The 18,809-nt window shown below is 44.3% G+C and carries 15 protein-coding genes and 1 rRNA gene; 4 read left to right on the top strand and 12 right to left on the bottom strand.

All coding sequences use genetic code 11. The annotated features are described in order from the left end of the window. Positions 1–158: 158 nt before the first annotated feature. From ilvD (F891_RS15745) to ilvD (F891_RS15735), 3 genes are all read right to left on the bottom strand, one after another. Entirely contained in the window at positions 159–1,844 is a 1,686-nt protein-coding gene (ilvD, locus tag F891_RS15745) for a dihydroxy-acid dehydratase (protein WP_004647688.1), read from the bottom strand. 126 nt (positions 1,845–1,970) lie between these two features. Further along, entirely contained in the window at positions 1,971–3,278 is a 1,308-nt protein-coding gene (locus tag F891_RS15740) for an RNA-guided endonuclease InsQ/TnpB family protein (RefSeq protein WP_004647689.1), read from the bottom strand. Positions 3,279–3,475: 197 nt separating this feature from the next. Further along, on the bottom strand, positions 3,476–5,305 hold the full coding sequence (ilvD, locus tag F891_RS15735; RefSeq protein ID WP_081401705.1) for a dihydroxy-acid dehydratase: 1,830 nt from the start codon (positions 5,303–5,305) through the stop codon (positions 3,476–3,478). A gap of 408 nt (positions 5,306–5,713) precedes the next feature. Between ilvD (F891_RS15735) and fmt the strand changes: the two genes are divergently transcribed. Beyond that, a complete protein-coding gene (gene fmt, locus F891_RS15730; protein ID WP_005264513.1) occupies positions 5,714–6,676 on the top strand; it encodes a methionyl-tRNA formyltransferase in 963 nt (320 codons plus the stop codon). Further along, positions 6,673–7,980 (top strand): 16S rRNA (cytosine(967)-C(5))-methyltransferase RsmB, encoded by a 1,308-nt coding sequence (rsmB, locus tag F891_RS15725; protein WP_005264512.1) that lies wholly within the window; start codon positions 6,673–6,675, stop codon positions 7,978–7,980. The genes fmt and rsmB overlap by 4 nt, the downstream gene beginning before the upstream one ends. Positions 7,981–8,050: 70 nt before the next feature. Here the strand turns inward: rsmB and zupT are convergent, their stop codons facing one another. The 4 genes from zupT to F891_RS15710 all read right to left on the bottom strand — a co-directional run bounded on the left by zupT (position 8,051) and on the right by F891_RS15710 (position 12,579). Then, positions 8,051–8,860: a zinc transporter ZupT gene (zupT, locus tag F891_RS15720; RefSeq protein ID WP_005264511.1), complete on the bottom strand. Its 810-nt coding sequence runs from the start codon at positions 8,858–8,860 to the stop codon at positions 8,051–8,053. An 88-nt stretch (positions 8,861–8,948) separates the two neighbouring features. Then, positions 8,949–9,059: a methionine/alanine import family NSS transporter small subunit gene (locus F891_RS17730; protein ID WP_004647694.1), complete on the bottom strand. Its 111-nt coding sequence runs from the start codon at positions 9,057–9,059 to the stop codon at positions 8,949–8,951. A gap of 10 nt (positions 9,060–9,069) precedes the next feature. Beyond that, entirely contained in the window at positions 9,070–10,545 is a 1,476-nt protein-coding gene (locus tag F891_RS15715) for a sodium-dependent transporter (RefSeq protein ID WP_005264510.1), read from the bottom strand. Positions 10,546–11,130: 585 nt separating this feature from the next. Further along, complete coding sequence (locus F891_RS15710) at positions 11,131–12,579, bottom strand: aldehyde dehydrogenase family protein (RefSeq protein WP_034439850.1); 1,449 nt, start codon at positions 12,577–12,579, stop codon at positions 11,131–11,133. Positions 12,580–12,713: 134 nt separating this feature from the next. Here F891_RS15710 and F891_RS15705 point away from each other — a divergent pair, with 134 nt between their 5' ends. After that, positions 12,714–13,403: a TIGR04219 family outer membrane beta-barrel protein gene (locus F891_RS15705; protein WP_005264506.1), complete on the top strand. Its 690-nt coding sequence runs from the start codon at positions 12,714–12,716 to the stop codon at positions 13,401–13,403. A gap of 365 nt (positions 13,404–13,768) precedes the next feature. After that, positions 13,769–14,320: a type 1 glutamine amidotransferase domain-containing protein gene (locus tag F891_RS15700; RefSeq protein WP_005264505.1), complete on the top strand. Its 552-nt coding sequence runs from the start codon at positions 13,769–13,771 to the stop codon at positions 14,318–14,320. Between the two features lie 47 nt (positions 14,321–14,367). Here F891_RS15700 and F891_RS15695 read toward each other — a convergent pair whose 3' ends face one another. From F891_RS15695 to rrf, 5 genes are all read right to left on the bottom strand, one after another. Then, positions 14,368–14,691: an ankyrin repeat domain-containing protein gene (locus F891_RS15695; RefSeq protein ID WP_005264503.1), complete on the bottom strand. Its 324-nt coding sequence runs from the start codon at positions 14,689–14,691 to the stop codon at positions 14,368–14,370. 151 nt (positions 14,692–14,842) lie between these two features. After that, positions 14,843–15,241, bottom strand: coding sequence for a hypothetical protein (locus tag F891_RS15690; RefSeq protein WP_005264502.1), 399 nt, complete (start codon positions 15,239–15,241; stop codon positions 14,843–14,845). 110 nt (positions 15,242–15,351) lie between these two features. Beyond that, positions 15,352–16,701, bottom strand: coding sequence for an aromatic acid/H+ symport family MFS transporter (locus F891_RS15685; protein WP_005264499.1), 1,350 nt, complete (start codon positions 16,699–16,701; stop codon positions 15,352–15,354). Between the two features lie 343 nt (positions 16,702–17,044). Next, complete coding sequence (locus F891_RS15680; protein WP_005264498.1) at positions 17,045–18,409, bottom strand: MFS transporter; 1,365 nt, start codon at positions 18,407–18,409, stop codon at positions 17,045–17,047. A 285-nt stretch (positions 18,410–18,694) separates the two neighbouring features. Next, positions 18,695–18,809, bottom strand: a 5S ribosomal RNA gene (gene rrf / locus F891_RS15675).

Genomic DNA, 18,809 nt, shown 5'->3' with positions numbered 1-18,809 from the left:
GAATTGTAGTGTTTGAATTATAGCAAAAATAAGCAATAAAACCAAGAAAACATTATCTTTAATATGGCTATCGCCACTCGCTTGTATCCCCCACCTGACTGTCGGTGAGGGTCTTACGCCCGATTAAGATAAACAAATGTTCAATGTTTAACAATGGATTAGAGGTCAAGATTCAAGTCAGTGACCGCCCCGGTTTCTGCACCTGAGGTCAGTTTGGCGAATTTGGCCAGTGCTCCATGGGTATAGTTCGGTTTTGGTTTGATCCAGGCTGCTTGACGTGCTGCAATCTCCGGCTCATCCACATGCCAGGTCATTTCCCGGGTTTCCGCATTAATTGAAATCTGGTCGCCATTTTGTACCAGACCAATCGGGCCGCCATCATAAGCTTCGGGGGTGACATGACCAATCACAAAACCGTGACTGCCACCCGAGAAGCGTCCATCGGTAATCAGGGCAACTGAAGCGCCTAAGCCCTTCCCGATAATCGCAGAGGTCGGTTTCAGCATTTCTGGCATTCCCGGGCCACCTTTGGGACCAACGCCACGAATCACCACCACTTCACCCGGCTGGACTTCGCCATCCAGAATACCGCGCATGGCACCCTGCTCACCTTCAAACACGCGAGCCGGGCCAGCAAAATGCAGTCCTTCCTTACCGGTAATTTTGGCGACCGCGCCCTTCGGTGACAGATTGCCTTTTAGAATCACCAGATGTGAGTCTTTTTTCACTGGCGCATCAAAAGGCAGAATAATCTGCTGGCCTTCCGGATAGTCCTGCACATCGGCCAGATTTTCTGCCAGCGTCTTACCTGTGACCGTCAGACATGAGCCATCCAGCATGCCGGCATCCAGCATGCGCTTCATCAGTGGTTGAATTCCACCAATCGCAATCAGTTCTGACATCAGATATTTACCTGATGGACGCACGTCGGCCACCACCGGAATATCTTTACCAATCCGCACGAAATCATCCAGACTCAATTCCACTCCTGCTGTATGTGCCATGGCTAAAAGATGCAGTACACCATTGGTCGAACCACCCAGCGCAATCAAGACTTTAATCGAGTTTTCAAAGGCGGCTTTGGTCATGATGTCGCGCGGCTTAATATCCAGTCGCAACAGGTTCATCACCGCTTCACCGGCCCGGGCACAGTCAATTTGCTTGTCTTCCGATACCGCTTCCTGTGCCGAAGAGCCCGGCAGGCTCATGCCTAAAGCTTCAATCGCAGAGGCCATCGAGTTGGCCGTGTACATACCGCCACACGAACCCGGACCTGGCAAGGAAACCTCTTCAATATGCTTGACCTGAATCGCGTTGATTTCACCTTTGGCATATTGACCCACCGCTTCAAACACTGAAATCATGTCGGTATGACCTTCACCCGGTTTGATGGTTCCGCCATAAATAAACAGCCCCGGACGGTTGAGGCGCGCCAATCCCATGATGCAGCCGGGCATATTTTTGTCACAGCCACCAATGGCAATCACACCATCATAAGCCTGACAGCCGACCACGGTTTCAATCGAATCTGCGATCACTTCCCGTGACAGCAGGGAATATTTCATGCCGTCGGTGCCATTGGAAATGCCATCTGAAATGGTAATGGTATTAAAGATAATGCCCTTGCCACCCGCCGCACTCACGCCCTGCTCTACGGTTCTGGCCAGACCATCAATATGCATATTACAAGGCGTGACATTGGCCCAGGTCGAAGCGATGCCAATAAATGGCCGTTCAAAATCGGCATCTTTAAAACCGGTAGCACGCATCATGGAACGCGCCGGTGCATTTTCAATACCTTCATAAACAGGGGCAGAATGCTCGCGGATATTATCTTTACTCATTATTCTCTTCCTGGGCGATGACCGATTTTAAGTGTCGGTCTTGGACAATTTATTTTAAGGCCATTGTTTGACATACTCCCACCACTTTCACTTTATTCAAGTGGGGGATTCTAAAAGCATCAGCTCTTAGGTGACTTCCTCACGGATTTCGCTTGCTTTCTGCTTCATCGGGCAACCTTTACCGCATCCACCCTCCACAGACAAAACGGTGTGTCCCACCGCCAAAATATTACGAGAAGCGTTAATATCCGCATTCTCGCTAAAGCCACACGCAACACATTCAAAATGTGCCTGAGTAAGCCTATTTTCTTTTGCAACATGACCGCAGGAGCTACACGTTTGACTTGTGTATTTCGGGTCAATCTTAACGAGTAAACCACCTCGCCATTGTTGTTTGTACTCCAACATATCAACAAGCATTGACCAACCTTGATCTAGGATTGCCTTGTTTAAGCCCGACTTGGCTTTGACATTCTTTCCTTTTTTCTCGATTGTGCCACTTGCTGACTTCGACATATTGGCTACTTTTAAGTCCTCAACTACGATCATTGCGTGGTTTTTGCTGAGAGTTGTCGTGACTTTATGTAGGTAGTCATGCCGAATATTGGCAATATGATAATGTAGCTTGTTAATTGTGGTGTTCAACTTTTTCCAATTTTCACTAAACTTCACTTTTTTGCTCAACTTACGTTGAAGTTTAGCTAATTTAATTTGGTTGGTTTTAAAACTGTTCTTTGGGTTAAATACCTCACCCTCAGATGTTGTGACTAATTTCTTGACACCTAAATCAACACCAACTGCGGTTTTGGATGGATGTACTGGATTTTCCAATAACTCTTTTTCACTGCCAAATGAAATATACCAATGACCTGATCTCTTACTGATTGTCACATTCTTAATTGTGCCTAGAATATCTTGTGATTTTCTAAATTTCACAAATCCTATGCCATTTGGCAGCTTAACTCGATTACCCTCAATTCGACAATATTTATCAAATTGCACCAATCTAATTGAATCGTAACCATCTGATTTTTTCTTAAATCTAGGCATCAGTGGGCGTAACTGGATTTCAGAACCATCAGTGAGTTTGAGGAATTTGGGCTTGCGTGGTTTACGCTTATTTTCTTTTAATCTTGCATGTTCTTTTGCATTGAAAAACCTTGTCCAAGCCGAAGCCAGATCACGAATTTTTTGCTGTAGGGAAACAGCATTAGAATGATTTGCTAAAAAAGCATATTCAGGATTCTTTTTAAGACTGGTGATTTTATTCACCAAATTGGTTGCATTGATAAATTCATTCTTTGCAAACATTTCAAATGACACAACTAAAATTTGATTCCAAACAAAACGCGCAGAACCAACAAGATTGTTTAAAATAACCTCTTGCTCTTCATTAGGCTCAAGCCTAAATTTATACGCCTTGTTGATTTTCATTTTTTTTAAAACTTATTTAAATACAATGTTATATTTCTTTTATTTTAACATAAAAACGAATTAAAGCTAAATTAAAAAACTTACGAAATTCACCTCCACCCTGACTGTCGGGTGGAGTCCTCTTTCATTTTAAGATAGTTTCTTGTATAAAAAAAGCACCCCATCTGGAGTGCTATTTAAATCTGTAAAATTACAAATTAGATATCACGTACCGCACCTTTCGACGCACTAGTAGTATGCATCGCATACGCTTTCAGTGCTTTAGACACTTTACGCGGACGCTGTTCAGCAGGCTGCCAGCCTTTGGCTTCTTGTGCTTCACGGCGCGCTGCCATGGTTGCATCATCCACTGCCAGGTGAATGGTACGGTTTGGAATATCAATTTCGATACGGTCGCCATCTTCCACCAGACCAATTGCACCGCCTTCAGCCGCTTCAGGCGACACGTGACCAATCGACAGACCAGACGAACCACCCGAGAAACGGCCATCCGTTAAAAGTGCGCAGTCTTTACCCAAACCTTTCGATTTTAAGTAACTGGTTGGATACAGCATTTCCTGCATACCCGGGCCACCACGTGGACCTTCATAGCGAATCACGACGACATCACCCGCAGTGATTTTGCCGCCAAGAATGGCTTCAACTGCAGCATCCTGACTTTCAAACACACGTGCAGTCCCGTTGAATTTCAGGATTGAATCATCCACACCCGCAGTTTTTACGATACAGCCTTCTAGCGCGATGTTGCCGTAAAGTACCGCTAGACCACCATCTTGTGAGAAGGCATTGGCTGCATTACGGATCACGCCATTGTCACGGTCACCATCTAAGCGCGCATAGTAACGGTCTTGCGAGAATGCGGTCTGGGTCGGAACACCGCCCGGTGCCGATTTGAAGAATTGATACACCTCTTCATCTTCGGTACGGATGATGTCCCATTTATCCAAGGCATCTTTTAAAGTTTTTTCATGCACGGTTGGAACAGAAGTATCCAGCAAGCCCGCGCGATCCAGTTCACCCAGGATCGACATGATGCCACCGGCACGGTGTACATCTTCCATATGCACGTCCTGCTTCGCCGGCGCAACCTTACAAAGAACTGGCACATTACGTGACAAACGATCGATGTCAGTCATGGTAAAGTCGACTTCTGCCTCGTGTGCTGCTGCCAACAAATGTAGAACCGTATTGGTTGAACCACCCATGGAAATGTCTAAAGTCATCGCATTTTCAAACGCTGCTTTGGTCGCGATTGAACGTGGCAATAAGCTGTAGTCATTTTGCTCATAATGACGTTTAGTGATTTCAACAATCAATTGACCCGCACGCTCGAATAATTTTTTACGGTTGGCATGGGTTGCCAGCGTTGAACCATTGCCCGGAAGCGATAAACCAAGTGCTTCAGTCAAACAGTTCATCGAGTTTGCGGTAAACATGCCTGAACATGAACCACAGGTTGGGCAAGCTGAACGTTCATATTCAGCAACTTCTTCATCAGTGAAGCTGTCATCTGCTGCAACAATCATGGCATCAACCAGATCAATGGCTTTTTCATTGCCACGGATTTTGACCTTGCCCGCTTCCATTGGACCGCCAGAGACAAATACCACCGGAATGTTCAGACGCATTGAAGCCATTAACATACCCGGGGTGATCTTGTCACAGTTCGAGATACACACCATCGCATCGGCACAATGGGCATTGACCATGTACTCGACCGAGTCTGCAATCAGATCACGTGAAGGCAATGAATATAGCATGCCGTCATGACCCATCGCGATGCCATCATCGACAGCAATAGTATTGAATTCTTTGGCCACGCCGCCTGACGCTTCAATTTGACGTGCCACCAGCTGACCTAAGTCTTTCAAATGAACGTGACCCGGTACAAACTGGGTGAACGAGTTCACCACCGCAATAATCGGCTTACCGAAATCTTCATCTTTCATGCCGGTGGCACGCCATAAACCGCGTGCGCCAGCCATATTTCTTCCGTGTGTCGATGTTTTTGAACGATAGTCAGGCATTTTATATTTCCAACAAAGTTTGAGCTTGCAATGAATCGGGCAGATCCACTCTGGCTAAATCATACTGACAAGGAGCTTAAATCAGTTGAATTTTAAACCTATCATACTACAAGCCCTTGATTTACAAGATGGCCTTTTGGGTGTAGATGCAGGCAAAAATGTCTATAGAGAGGTTTGGATGATCTGACGATAAAAATTTCTTAATGAAATCTACTATACCGCCATCATCATCAGGACAATACAAAACTTTCATGAATAATTTTTACAATTTGCATGAGTTTTTTTTATATAAAAATTCCACCGAAATTCAAGTACTCACCAAGCTTCTCGGATAAGTTTTGGTAAGGATTAGGCTGAAATTTGGCTTTTGGCTTATAATAGCTTTTAAGTTTATTTGGAATTTCATGTGTGAAGATCATATTTGCAGGCACACCAGAATTTGCAGCGACTGCATTGGCTGCGTTGCTTAGAACCGAACATGAAATTGTGGCGGTCTATACTCAACCGGACCGCAAGGCCGGACGTGGACAAAAGCTCACGGCATCTGCGGTGAAGCAGTTAGCGCTTGAACATCATCTTTCGGTCTATCAGCCTTTACATTTCAAGTCATCGACTGAAGAAGGTCTGGCGGCGCAAGCGGAACTTAAAGCCTTAAATGCAGATGTGATGGTGGTGGCAGCTTATGGCCTGATCCTGCCACAAGTGGTTCTGGATACGCCAAAATATGGTTGCCTGAATATTCATGGTTCGCTGTTGCCACGCTGGCGCGGTGCAGCCCCGATTCAGCGCGCGATTGCTACCGGCGATACCGAAACAGGTGTGACCATTATGAAAATGGCAGCCGGTCTGGATACCGGGGACATGATGTATAAAACACTGTGCCCGATTAGCGCCGAGGATACTTCTGCCAGCCTGCATGACAAACTGGCGCTGCAAGGTGCGGAAGCGATTGTGGCCGTGCTCGAATCGGAACAGACTTTACAGCACTATCTTGAGACTCGTCAAGTTCAGGATGAAAGCCTGACGGTTTACGCGCATAAACTGACAAAAGCCGAAGCTCAAATTGACTGGACCCAGCCTGCGGCAGACATTGACCGTAATATTCGCGCTTTTAATCCTTGGCCGGTGGCATTTACTCCACTGGATGACAGCAGCAATTTACGCATCTGGAATTCATCACTTTCCACGCAAAAGACAAGCAATGCCCTCCCTGGTGAAGTGATTGCCCTGGATAAAGACGGCGTGCATGTGATGTGTGGCGATCAACATGCCATTTGCATCACCAATCTGCAATGGCCAGGCGGCAAAGCCCTGAATGCTGTTCAAATTAATCAAACTCAAAAACTATCGGTAGGATATAAATTCGCATGAGCCAAATTCAATCATCAGCTAAAAACTTGAATTTGCGCGCGCAAGTTGTAAAAACCCTATTGGCTGTACAAAACGGCCAATCACTTGCTTCTGTACTCAATCAACATATCAACATCGTGTCTGAACGTGACCGTGGCCTATATCACGAGTTAACTTTGGGCTGTTTACGTCAGTGGCATGGCCTGAAAGCCATCACCCTGCCGCTGTTAACCAAACCTCTTGATAACCAAGCTTTAGAAAGCTGCTTATATCTGGGTTTGTATCAGATTCTATGTACCCGTATTCCGGCGCATGCTGCGATTTCAGAAACCGTGACTGCAGCCAAACAGCTGGGCTTTGAACCTTTAAGCGGTCTGGTCAATGCCGTTCTGCGTCGTGTTTCACGTGAAACAGAAGAATTTGACCTGGCTTTAAATCAGGCGCATGGTCTGCCAAGCTGGCTCTACAAGCGTTTAAAGAAAGACTGGCCAGAACAGCTTGCCGAACTGTCGCATGACTTGAAACAGATTGCACCGCTCACCTTGCGTGTCAATGTCAATCAGGTCAGCCGTGATGAATATCTGGAAATTCTGGAAGAAGAAGGCTATGAAGCACGTGCCTGCACCCTGTCTGAAGTCGGGATTGTACTGGAACAGAATGTCCATATTCCGAACCTGCCGGGCTATGAAGCCGGCGGTTTCTCGGTTCAGGATGAACATGCCCAGCTGTGTGCGACCTTAGTTCCTGACCTTGAAGGCAAAGTGGTGGTCGATGCCTGTGCCGCTCCAGGTGGCAAGACCGCGCATATCCTGGAAAAATATAGCCCGAAAAAACTGTATGCCATTGACCAAGATGCCAAACGTTTAGTCCGTGTGGCAGAAAATCTGGAACGTTTACTATTAACTGAATATGCCGACGTTGAAATTATCGCGGCTGATGCGATCACTTGGACAGCACCTGAGTCGGTGGATTGTATCGTGCTGGATGCACCATGTTCCGCAATTGGTGTGATCCGTCGTAATCCGGATATTCGCTTGCTACGTCACTCTACAGATATTCCGCAAACGGTACATCTGCAAAAGCAGATTCTGGAAAATATGTGGCAGCAACTGAAAGTTGGCGGCACGTTGCTGTACATCACCTGTTCAATTCTAAAAGCCGAAAACGAACAGCAGATGGTCGAGTTCTTTGCTCAACATGCCGATGCCAAAGAAATCAAAATCGAAGCCGATTGGGGTATCGAACAGATTCATGGTCGTCAGTTGTTGCCGAAAGCAGATCAAGGCGACGGTTTCTTCTATTGCCGTATAGAAAAAACTGCATAAGTCATGTGTTTAAAATGAAAGGCAGCGCAAGCTGCTTTTTTTATGGCGCGTGATTTAGTGAATATATGGCTTATTGAATAAACTTAAAAATCACCAGACTGCTGGCCAATGCCGCCATGCCGCTCACCAATCCATAGACTGTTTCATGCCCTTCAGAATAGCGCTTTGCCGTCGGCAATAATTCATCCAGCGCCAGATAAACCATCACCCCACCAATCACGCCAAAGATCAGACCATAGACGGTTTCACTCATATAAGGTGCCAGAATAAAATAACCGAGCGCTGCCCCTAATGGTTCGGCCAAACCCGAAACCAGACTGGCCCAGAGCGCATAATCTTTACGGCCCGTGGCCATATACACCGGCAAGGCAATCGCCACGCCTTCTGGTACATTATGAATCGCAATCGCGACCGCTAGAGGTGCACCCAGAGCAGGACTTTCCAGTGTGGTAAAAAATGTCGCCAGTCCTTCCGGCAGGTTATGTGCGCTAATCGCAAACAGCGTCAGCATGCCGGTACGCAGTAATTGGGGTGAACTGACGCCCTTGGCAGAATGGGTTTCAATGGTGTCATGTGGATTCGGCACAAAGCGATCCAGCAACAACACCAGAACTACGCCCAGTAAAAAAGCAAAAGTGCCAAAGGCAAAACCGGTTTTTTCATCAAAGTCCAGACTAAAGGACGCGATCGATTTGTTCAGAATTTCGGTTAAAGAGACATAGATCATGGCACCGGCAGCAAAGGCCAAACCAAAGGCCAGCAAACGGAAATTAGGTTTTTTTAAGAATAATACCAGTCCCCCACCCACTACGGTGGCCAGCCCGGCGAATAAAGTCACGGCAAAGGCTGTATAGACTTGTCCATCTGAAACGGAAATCATGTCAAAGCATCAGCCATTAAAAAAGTCATTATCATCAAGGATGATAATGACTTCCATTTATGGTAACAGTAGGTTTATGTGAAGATTTTTAGTCTTCTGGTTCTTCCGGATTTTTTGCCAGATGAATCACAGCCAGTACCAGACCACCCCATAATAAAACGATGGAGATGATCATCATGATTAGTGCAGATGTATTCATAGTCGCTCTCCTAGCTGTGACGGTCTTTGATCAGGCTGAACAGAATGGCACCCAGAATAAAGAATGCCATCACTCCTCCGCCTACCATCCATAGGGTACTGGCAGTATAGCCACCATAACCTTCTGCCATGATCGATTTCAGGGTCAGGCCCAATGCCAGCAATAATGACAACGGCGTGATCACCGTCAGCATGAAGTTCCAGCTCGTACCTAGTTTCACGCTGGCAAACTCATTCACATGGCCTTCCAGCTGTTTCATTAATGGACGACGGAACCACGACAACAGAATAATCGATAACAGACCACCACCAACAATACCGATGTTATTGGCAAAGTAATCGATGATATCGACAAAGGTAATGGCACTATGTGTCGAGAACATCAGGGTAGAAATCACTGCTGAACCACCCGCAATAATGGTCACTGACTTGTTCTTTGACCAGCCCAGTTTGTCCTGGAACGCAGCAATCGGAACTTGCAGGATACTGACCATGGAGGTAATACCCGCCACCGTCAATGAACCAAAGAACAGGAAACCGAACAGGTCACCACCTGCACCTAAACTGGAAATGATTTTTGGAAACGCAATAAAGGCCAGACCAATACCGCCAGACACCACATCTTCAACTTTAGCGCCTGAACTGAACGCCATAAAACCAAGTGCTGCAAACACACCAATACCCGCTAGGATTTCAAAAGACGAGTTGGCCAATGCCACCACAATCCCTGAACCGGTCAGGTTAGTTTTGCGTTTCAGGTAAGATGCATAGGTCAACATGATCCCGAAGCCCACTGACAATGAGAAGAAGATATGACCAAAAGCGGCTAACCAGACTTTATAGTTGGCCATCGCTTCCCAGTTCGGCGTGAAGAAAGCATTTAAACCATCGGCTGCACCAGGTAAACGGACTGCCTGAATCACCAGGATCGTGAATAAAATCACCAGAAATGGCATAAAGATTTTATTCGCCAGTTCCACCCCTCGGCGTACTCCACCGTAAAGAATCAGCATGACTGCTGCCCAAACGACCACCAGACCAAAGAACAGCACAGGTACAAAACCGAGAGTCAGACCCTCACCATTTTGCAGGTAAGTATTGAAGAAGAAGCCTTGGGTATCTGTGCCCCACTGTTGTCCAAAGGAATAGAACATATAGCTGCCAGCCCAGGACAAGACGCTGGCATAGTAAATCCCGATCACCAGAGTGACCATGACCTGCCACCAACCCAAGGATTCGGCATTCATGAGTTTTTTATAGGCCATAGGCGGTGCTTTACGGAACTTGTGTCCGACCGCATAGTCTAAAAACAATAAAGGTAAACCTGCTGCGAAAATCGCAATCAGATAGGGGATCAGGAATGCCCCGCCACCATTTTCATAGGCAACATAAGGGAAACGCCAGATATTCCCCAAGCCAACGGCGGAACCAATCGCTGCAATAATGAATCCTGATCGTGCGGACCAATTCTCACGAGTTTCTGTCATAGAACACCTAAACTTTTAACCCCTTTAGATGCTGCTTGTTATGGTTATGGCGCAAGCAAAAAAAGAAGCATTTTCAATAATTTTGGGTGTTTGAATTAGAGGGCACCTTGTGGGCGTCGAATTCTAATGTACAAACAGGTCAGCAGGTCTTACATCTTGCTTAAAGTCTGATCGAAAAACTGACCTTGTAGATGATTTAACAATACTGACTTTTTTAAATTTTTTCTGTAAATTCTGCTTAAAATATTCGTTATTTATAATCTATTCGAATTAAGCGTTCAATAATTCTGCAAAATAAGGCAGATTAAACAAGTTATATATTGAAAAACTTTTTGGAATATATTTTTCTTAAGTTTTACTACAGGGTCGCTGTTTCAAAAAATGTATTCCAAGACTCTGATCCAGCATCTGTTTTTAGATCATTATTTGAAGATGAAACGGCTCATACTAAGGCACATGACCAAGCCGTGATATGGGAAATCAAATTCTCTCATGGAATTTTGACCTCTTTAAAAACCGGTTTAAATATCACAAGCAGATTTAAAACAAGCTGCCTGTGATATCGAAGCGATGAGTATTCTAAACTTAGGCTTTAATCACCAGCATGCGCTCTTCCTGCATGTCGCGAATGGCTGACTGAATTCCTTCACGACCCAGACCTGAATCTTTGACCCCGCCATAAGGCATGTTATCGACCCGGAAAGACGGAATATCATTGATAATGACACCGCCGACATGCAGATGATCCCAGGCATACAGCATCTTGTTCAGATTCTGAGTATACACTCCAGCTTGCAAGCCAAAACGGCTGCGGTTGATACAGGCAATACCGGATTCAAAATCAGTATACGCTTCCAGGATTGCCACCGGGCCAAAGGCTTCATCACGGTAGATTTCCAGACTGTGGTCTACATTTTCCAGCAAGGTCGGTGCAAACATCACGCCATTTAGCTCACCTCCAATCAGGATTTTCGCGTCTTTTTTCAGGGCTTTATCCAGCCATTTTTTCAGGCGCTTGGCTTCTGCTTCTTTGATCATCGGACCAACCAAGGTCGTGCTTAAGTTCGGATCGGCTGCTTTAATCGTTTTCAGTTTCGCCAGCAGTTTGTCCTTCACTTCAGCATAAATCTGCTGATGCACCAGAATGCGTTGCACACTGATACACACTTGTCCCCCATGGTTATACGCGCCACTAATCAAACGGTTAATCAAGGCATCGTTAATTTCGGTATCTGGCTCAATCATGACAGCAGCATTGCCACCCAGCTCCAAGACCACTTTTTTGCGTCCGGCACGCGCTTTCATATCCCAGCCCACGGCATCGGAACCGGTAAAACTGAGTAATTTAAAACGCTCATCGGTGACCAGTAGATCGGCCAGTTCTCGCGGACAGGGCAATACCGAAAAGGCACCTTGCGGTAAATCGGTTTCCGCCAGAATTTCGGCAATTTTTAAGGCAGAAATCGGGGTCAGACTAGGCGGTTTCAGCACAAAGGGACAGCCGGCTGCAATCGCAGGAGCAATTTTATGCGCGGTCAGGTTTAAAGGAAAATTAAACGGACTAATCAAAGACACTGCACCAATCGGCACCTGTTTCACAATGCCCTGATAACCAGATGCTGCCGCAGTCACGGCCAAAGGCAGCATACGTCCCTGATCAATCTGAGTCACGGCATCTGCGGCAATCTGAAAGGTATTGATCAGGCGTTCTACTTCAGCTTCGGCTGCTTTACGCGGTTTGCCCCCTTCTGCAATCAGAATTTCGGTTAGTTCTTCATGAATCTCACGAAAACGGCGTACGCAATGCAGCAGAATTTTCTGTTTCTGAAACGGCTCCAAGGCAGCCATTTCAGCTTCTGCGTCTACGGCAGACTGAATCGCCTGTTCCAGTGTATTGGCATCAGCCAAGGCGACACGGGCATACAGTTCGTGGTTATATTTATGTTTGACCTCTAGCCATTCACCCGTCTGAACGGCCTGACCGGCGACATATAATGCATAGTCTTTCGCTTGTTGTGTGCTTCTCGCTACCATCTTATTGTCCTGCAAAATCCAAGGATATACATTTTTGAAATTCTCTATATCATGCACTTGCTACTCCATATTAAGAAGATGTTTTTAAGTAACCAGACACCTCCAATTTTAATAAAGCTTTAGGGAATAGAGCCATGCGCGCAAAAATACTCACCACCTTATTATGTGGTTTTGGACTCAGTACGCTCAGTCATGCAGATGTGATCGGCGTGAAAGCGGATCTCAGTTACTGGGATTTTGACGGCTATAGTCAGGATAACAATTTCAAGCATGAGCTGGATCGACAAGGTACAGCACAACTATCTCTCGCTGTAGAACATCCAGTGCCATTGTTGCCAAATGCCAAGATTAAATACGTCAATCTGGACAGCACCAGCGAACAGAATTCTCCTGTCAATGCCTCAGATATCGAGTTGAAGAATATTGACTATATTCTGTATTACGAATTGCTAGATACCATTGTGCATGCGGATATAGGCGCAGGTTTAACCAATCTGGATGGTACGGTAAAAAACCTGACTGCCGGCGTTTTCACTCAATACGATCTGGATGAATATAGTCCACTGCTCTATGCAACAGCCGGGGTTAAATTGCCCTTTACCGGTATGAGTGCCAAAGCAGAAGCAGTTTACAGTCACGGCAGTGATACCCGAAAGACCGATGTACAAGCCGAACTGCAATATGATTTCATTGATAATCTGCTGGTCGATGTCGGTGCCAAAGTCGGTTATCGCTTTATGCAGGTGGATTTTGAACAGGATCAACGTCCAAATTTAAAACTTGAATTTAAAGGACCTTATATCGGCTTAGATGTACATTTTTAATGAAATACAACCGGTTAGGCTTGCACAGCTCAATTACTCTGCGCTGATGTAAGCCAAAGCGTACAACAATAACCGCAATCTGCTGCTAGTGCGCTACCGGGATGTGTATTACTTTATAAACATAGAGAGCAGGATGCTCCGAAGACCTAAAAACAAGAATAACATCGCAACACCAGGACGTGAGGTACGACAGGAGTTATACCTAAATCACAAGATACGAAAAAGCCCCGACAGGATGTCGGGGCTTTTTTTCTGCCTATTATTTTATTTATCATTGCTTAACAGTTCCGAGCTAAAACTCCAACATTGTAAGAATCGCCTTGTTGTTAAGCTAAAAATCCTCACATTTTTTAGGAACAGCAATCATGGTAAAAAAGGTCCTCTTTATTACATCTAATCAAGGCATTGAACATGATGAACTCACTGAGCCTTTAAATTTTCTAAAGTCCAAAGGTTTTGAAGTGATTCATGCTGCCGAAAAAAATGAAGATGTCGCGACGGTCAAAGGTGATACCAAAGCTGCCACCCAATATACGCCGGATACCAGTCTTGAACACGTCGATCTGAATGATTATGATCTTTTGGTGATTCCCGGCGGTACAGTCAATGCGGATACCTTGAGAATCAATCAGGATGCGCAAAAAATCATTCAGCATTTTGCCGACAATCACAAACCGATTGCCGCGATCTGTCATGGGCCATGGACCTTGATTGATGCACAGCGCATTAAAGACAAGAATCTGACTTCATATAAGAGCATCAAGCTGGATCTGGAAAATGCCGGCGGGAAATGGGTCGATGAAGAAGTCCATCGCTGCAATACCGGTGACTGGGTACTGATTACTTCTCGTAATCCGGACGATTTACCGGCTTTCAATGAAGCGATCTTAAAAGAACTTGAAGGCGATGCTGCCTAAGCTCATACCATAAAAAAGAACCTCAAATTTGAGGTTCTTTTTTATATTCAGACACCACCGGCCAGACTTTTCAGATAAGCCACAACGTCTTTACTGCCGGCCATTTCTGCCAGTTCTAAAGCACTATTTGGACTACGATGCGCAATGTCCGCACCCTTGCTGACCAGAAGTTTGACCACTTCCAGATGATCATTTTCAGCGGCGGCCTGTAAGGCGCTATAGCCTTCTTCATCGGCGGAGTTGACGTCCAGACCTTCCTGTAGCGCCTGCTCGACCTGCTCAACATCGCCTAAAGAAGCCCAGTACACCAGTTCAGGAAGATGCAGTTCGTCATCATCTTCAGGGATTGGGGAGAGTGAGTTGATGTTCATCTGAGTAATCCTATTTATTCAATATCTATGATTGATTCTAACGCGCTCTACTAAATAAAAAACTATAGCTATGAATATGTATAGGAAAATACGGTAAAACTATGTATTTAATGTTTGAAGAGAGAACTACTTGGAGAAGAATCAAAATCCATTATTTATTTTTACAATTACCGCGAAATACCATTGCATTGTCCATATAAGTAAAGGATTTGATAGGTTTACTTTGGTACTCCTCAACAATAAGGGAATATACATTGCTTCCTCTTCCTAATCCTTCCCCTATTTTTAAATAGTTAATGACTTTAAAACTATTATCTTTGGAGCCTGGATCAATAATAATTGGTTTATTAACGTAATCATTTTTCAAAGCCCCACTTATGATTCCTGTACTACGATTAACATTGAAAGTTTGACCAAGGTAATGATTCTCTAAATTTTTCACATCATAACTATTAGATATTTCTTCTATTACACATTCATAACTATTTATTTTTTGAGCATACACAAAAGAATTTGCTAAAAATATTGCACCTAAAATTAATATTCTCATAAAAGTTATATCTCTTTTTATAAAACTGATTCTCTTTATAGAATACTATTATTCTGATTTTAAATATAAAAAAGCCTCCTTTCGGAGGCTTCTTATTTAAAAACTTAGCTTTAAGCTTTAGACACTGCAGGCTCAATTGAACCAATCTTTTCAGATTCATTGTCATGCATGATTAATGCAACAGCAATTGCAGTAATCAGAACCGGTAAACCGACTGCCATAAAGTTAAAGTAAGCAGGCAGGTTCATACCAAGTAAACCACCAATCAGGATCGGCCCTACAATCGCACCCATACGACCGATCGCAGAAGACCAGCCAATCCCTGTCGAACGTACCGCAAGTGGATAGAACTGCGCAACATAGCTATATAGCAACATTTGTGAACCAATCGACGCTGCACCTGCCAGGAACACCAAGATGTAAAGTAAGAATTGGTTAGATGCAAAGCCCATTGAGCTCATCACAATCGCACCCATCATACCGAGGAACATCAGTACTGGTTTCAAGTGGAAACGATCCGCAAGAATACCACCACCGACAATACCCACAACCGCACCAACGTTCATCACCATCATGAACATCAAGCTGTTGTCCATCGAGTAGCCCGCTGCCATCATTAACTTCGGTAACCAGCTGCTCAGTGCATACATGGTTAACAGACAAGTGAAGAACGCGACCCAGAACAGTAAAGTATTGACCGCACGACCACGACGGAACAAGCTCACCACGTTGGCTGCTTCAGGCACATTTTCCTGTGGCAAAGTGAAAGTTGTATTCTCGGTAACTGTCAGATTTGGCGCCAAGCGACGTACAATACGACAAGCTTCTGGCTGCTTATTCTGTTTCACAATAAATGCGAGAGATTCAGGCAGGAATTTCCAGATCACTGGTAACAAAAACAGTGGAATACCCGCGATAAAGAACATGATTTGCCAACCAAAACTTGGGGTAAACCATGAACCCAATAACGCAGCCATTACGCCACCTACCGCATAACCACTAAACATGGTGGTCACCAGCGTACTACGCATTTTTTGTGGGGCATATTCCGAAGTCAATGCCACCAGGTTTGGCATTACGCCACCAATACCAAGACCGGCAAGGAAACGTAAAATACCGAATTCGGTTGGGTTTGAAGCAAAGCCGCCGGCAAAAGTTAAACCACTAAATAATACAATACAGATCATGATCACTTTCTTACGACCGATCTTGTCCGCGAGGGAACCAAAGATCATCGCACCAAACATCATGCCGGCCAGCGCGGTACTTGCAAGCATTCCGGCCTGCACTGCACTTAAGCCCCAGTCTTGCATCAATAACGGTAAAACTACACCATTGATTGCGAGATCGTAGCCATCAAATAAGATAATGAGTAAACACCAAGCAACTACATTGAAGTGGAAAGGCGTGAATTTCGCATTATCGACTACAGAATTTACATCTATTTTTTCCGTTGTCATCGTTCTCATCTCCCATGAGTACTTGTCCATAACATCTTGTTGAAGACTGAAGTCAATCTTCAATGTCAGGCAATATACGCAAGCAGGATTTAAGGCACAATAAGACTAATTGATATTCTGCTATGCTCTTGGAAAGGTCATTTATTTGCGTGATATGTCACACTATTATTAATATAAACTTTTGAATAATTGATGTTTATCTTTTAATTCGCCCAATATTTAAGCTCTATTAATCCGCTTATTCTTTTGACCAATTGAATATTGATTTAATTTCATACTAAAGATATGAAAAAGCCCCTTTAAGTAAGGAGCTTTTTTAACTGAGTAGGTTAATTACGAGAGTTTAAATTTTGGCTGTTTTTAATTTTTTCACCATCACGCGACCAGGTTGTGGCTTACGAATCATTGAAATAGCGATGATGCCAATAATACCCGGCATTGCCACCGCGATAAAGTTCCATTTATGTGGTAACTCCATACCAAGCAGCATACCAATCACGATCGGGCCAACAATTGCACCTGTACGCCCTATAGCAGAAGCCCAACCAATACCAGTAGAACGTACTGCAACAGGATAGTATTGAGCAACATAGCTATATAACAAGATACTGGTACCAATAGATGAGGCACCTGCTAAACTGACAAGTAAATAAATAACAGGGGTTGGAGAATTAAAGCCCAAACCAACCAAAGATAGTACACCGACAGTTAACATACTCATAAGAACAGGTTTAAAGTCAAAACGGTCTGCCAAAATACCACCGCTAATGGTTCCAATCACAGCACCAATATTCAATGCTAATAAGAACATTAAACTGCTGCCTAAAGAATATCCCGCTGCCATCATCAGTTTTGGTAGCCAGCTTCCAAGTGCGTAAAGCATGAGTAAGCACATGAAGAAAGCAATCCAAAATAAGAAGGTTCCTGTGGCACGATTTTCTGTAAATAAAGCTTTTACTGATGCACTTTGGGTCTGATCACCGCTGGCTAGAACCAGTTCAGTATCTGCTTGTATGTCTGCAGTTGGCTCGACTTGCTTGATAAAACGACGCGCTTCATTCATTTTTTGTTCTTTAACGAGGAAAGTTAAAGACTCAGGTAAGAACTTCCAAAAAAATGGAACAAAAAGTAATGGAATACCTGCAATGAAGAACATAATTTCCCAACCAAAACTTGGTGTAAACCATGTACCGCATAATGCAGCCATAATACCGCCTACGGCATAACCACTAAACATGGTGGTTACCAGTGTGCTTTTTAAACGTTTAGGTGCATATTCAGACGTTAAAGCGACTAAGTTTGGTAATACACCACCAATCCCTAAACCAGCAATAAAACGTAAAATACCAAACTCTGTTGGATTAGTGGTAAATCCACCTAAAAATGTAAAAGCACTAAATAAAGACACACAAATCAAGATAACTTTTTTACGACCAATTTTGTCTGCAAGCATCCCAAACAGCATGGCTCCAAACATCATGCCAGCGAGTGCTGTACTTGCAAGCATGCCTGCTTGAACAGCACTCATACCCCACTCTTGCATAAGTAGAGGCAGAACGACACCGTTAATTGCTAAATCATATCCGTCAAATAGGACAATAAACAAACACCACAATACAATGCTTAAGTGAAATTTAGTGAATTTTGCCTGATCAATCAGATCATTCACACTTACCGTGTTTGCTACTCTGTTCATGTTTTCTGCCATTTTTACTCACCTCCTGTGAGTTTTTTTCGTTGTTTTCAGCACGACACATGACCCTAACTCTTATTTATTATTTTTAATGATTCTTATCGCCATGTCTTCGCAACAACTTAGTTCAACACAGCTACTTTTCATGCAATATCCGACTAAAGTCTTACTTATTCCTTAAAATTCTAAACCCATGAGTCCAGTTTTTAATCAATACTCAACACTTCAACAATTATTTGACTAAAACCCGCGCATAAAAAAACACCCCCTATCAAATGACAGGGGGTGTTTCGAATAATGAGCTGGCGATGACTTACTCTCACATGGGTAACCCCACACTACCATCAGCGCTAAGAGGTTTCACTTCTGAGTTCGGGAAGGGATCAGGTGGTTCACTCTTGCTATGGTCGCCAGC

This window comes from Acinetobacter sp. CIP 101966, assembly GCF_000369725.1.
Taxonomy (GTDB): domain Bacteria; phylum Pseudomonadota; class Gammaproteobacteria; order Pseudomonadales; family Moraxellaceae; genus Acinetobacter; species Acinetobacter lwoffii_Q.
This window is presented reverse-complemented; position numbering and strand designations above follow the sequence as displayed.

What these genes read in the sequence shown, in the direction of transcription:
- F891_RS17730 (WP_004647694.1), bottom strand. Translation starts at nt 9,059, where the DNA reads ATGAATACATCTGCACTAATCATGATGATCATCTCCATCGTTTTATTA.
- F891_RS15700 (WP_005264505.1), top strand. Translation starts at nt 13,769, where the DNA reads ATGGTAAAAAAGGTCCTCTTTATTACATCTAATCAAGGCATTGAACAT.
- F891_RS15695 (WP_005264503.1), bottom strand. Translation starts at nt 14,691, where the DNA reads ATGAACATCAACTCACTCTCCCCAATCCCTGAAGATGATGACGAACTG.
- zupT (WP_005264511.1), bottom strand. Translation starts at nt 8,860, where the DNA reads ATGATTTCCGTTTCAGATGGACAAGTCTATACAGCCTTTGCCGTGACT.
- F891_RS15690 (WP_005264502.1), bottom strand. Translation starts at nt 15,241, where the DNA reads ATGAGAATATTAATTTTAGGTGCAATATTTTTAGCAAATTCTTTTGTG.
- F891_RS15710 (WP_034439850.1), bottom strand. Translation starts at nt 12,579, where the DNA reads ATGGTAGCGAGAAGCACACAACAAGCGAAAGACTATGCATTATATGTC.
- rsmB (WP_005264512.1), top strand. Translation starts at nt 6,673, where the DNA reads ATGAGCCAAATTCAATCATCAGCTAAAAACTTGAATTTGCGCGCGCAA.
- F891_RS15740 (WP_004647689.1), bottom strand. Translation starts at nt 3,278, where the DNA reads ATGAAAATCAACAAGGCGTATAAATTTAGGCTTGAGCCTAATGAAGAG.
- ilvD (WP_004647688.1), bottom strand. Translation starts at nt 1,844, where the DNA reads ATGAGTAAAGATAATATCCGCGAGCATTCTGCCCCTGTTTATGAAGGT.
- F891_RS15715 (WP_005264510.1), bottom strand. Translation starts at nt 10,545, where the DNA reads ATGACAGAAACTCGTGAGAATTGGTCCGCACGATCAGGATTCATTATT.
- ilvD (WP_081401705.1), bottom strand. Translation starts at nt 5,305, where the DNA reads ATGCCTGACTATCGTTCAAAAACATCGACACACGGAAGAAATATGGCT.
- F891_RS15705 (WP_005264506.1), top strand. Translation starts at nt 12,714, where the DNA reads ATGCGCGCAAAAATACTCACCACCTTATTATGTGGTTTTGGACTCAGT.
- F891_RS15685 (WP_005264499.1), bottom strand. Translation starts at nt 16,701, where the DNA reads ATGACAACGGAAAAAATAGATGTAAATTCTGTAGTCGATAATGCGAAA.
- F891_RS15680 (WP_005264498.1), bottom strand. Translation starts at nt 18,409, where the DNA reads ATGGCAGAAAACATGAACAGAGTAGCAAACACGGTAAGTGTGAATGAT.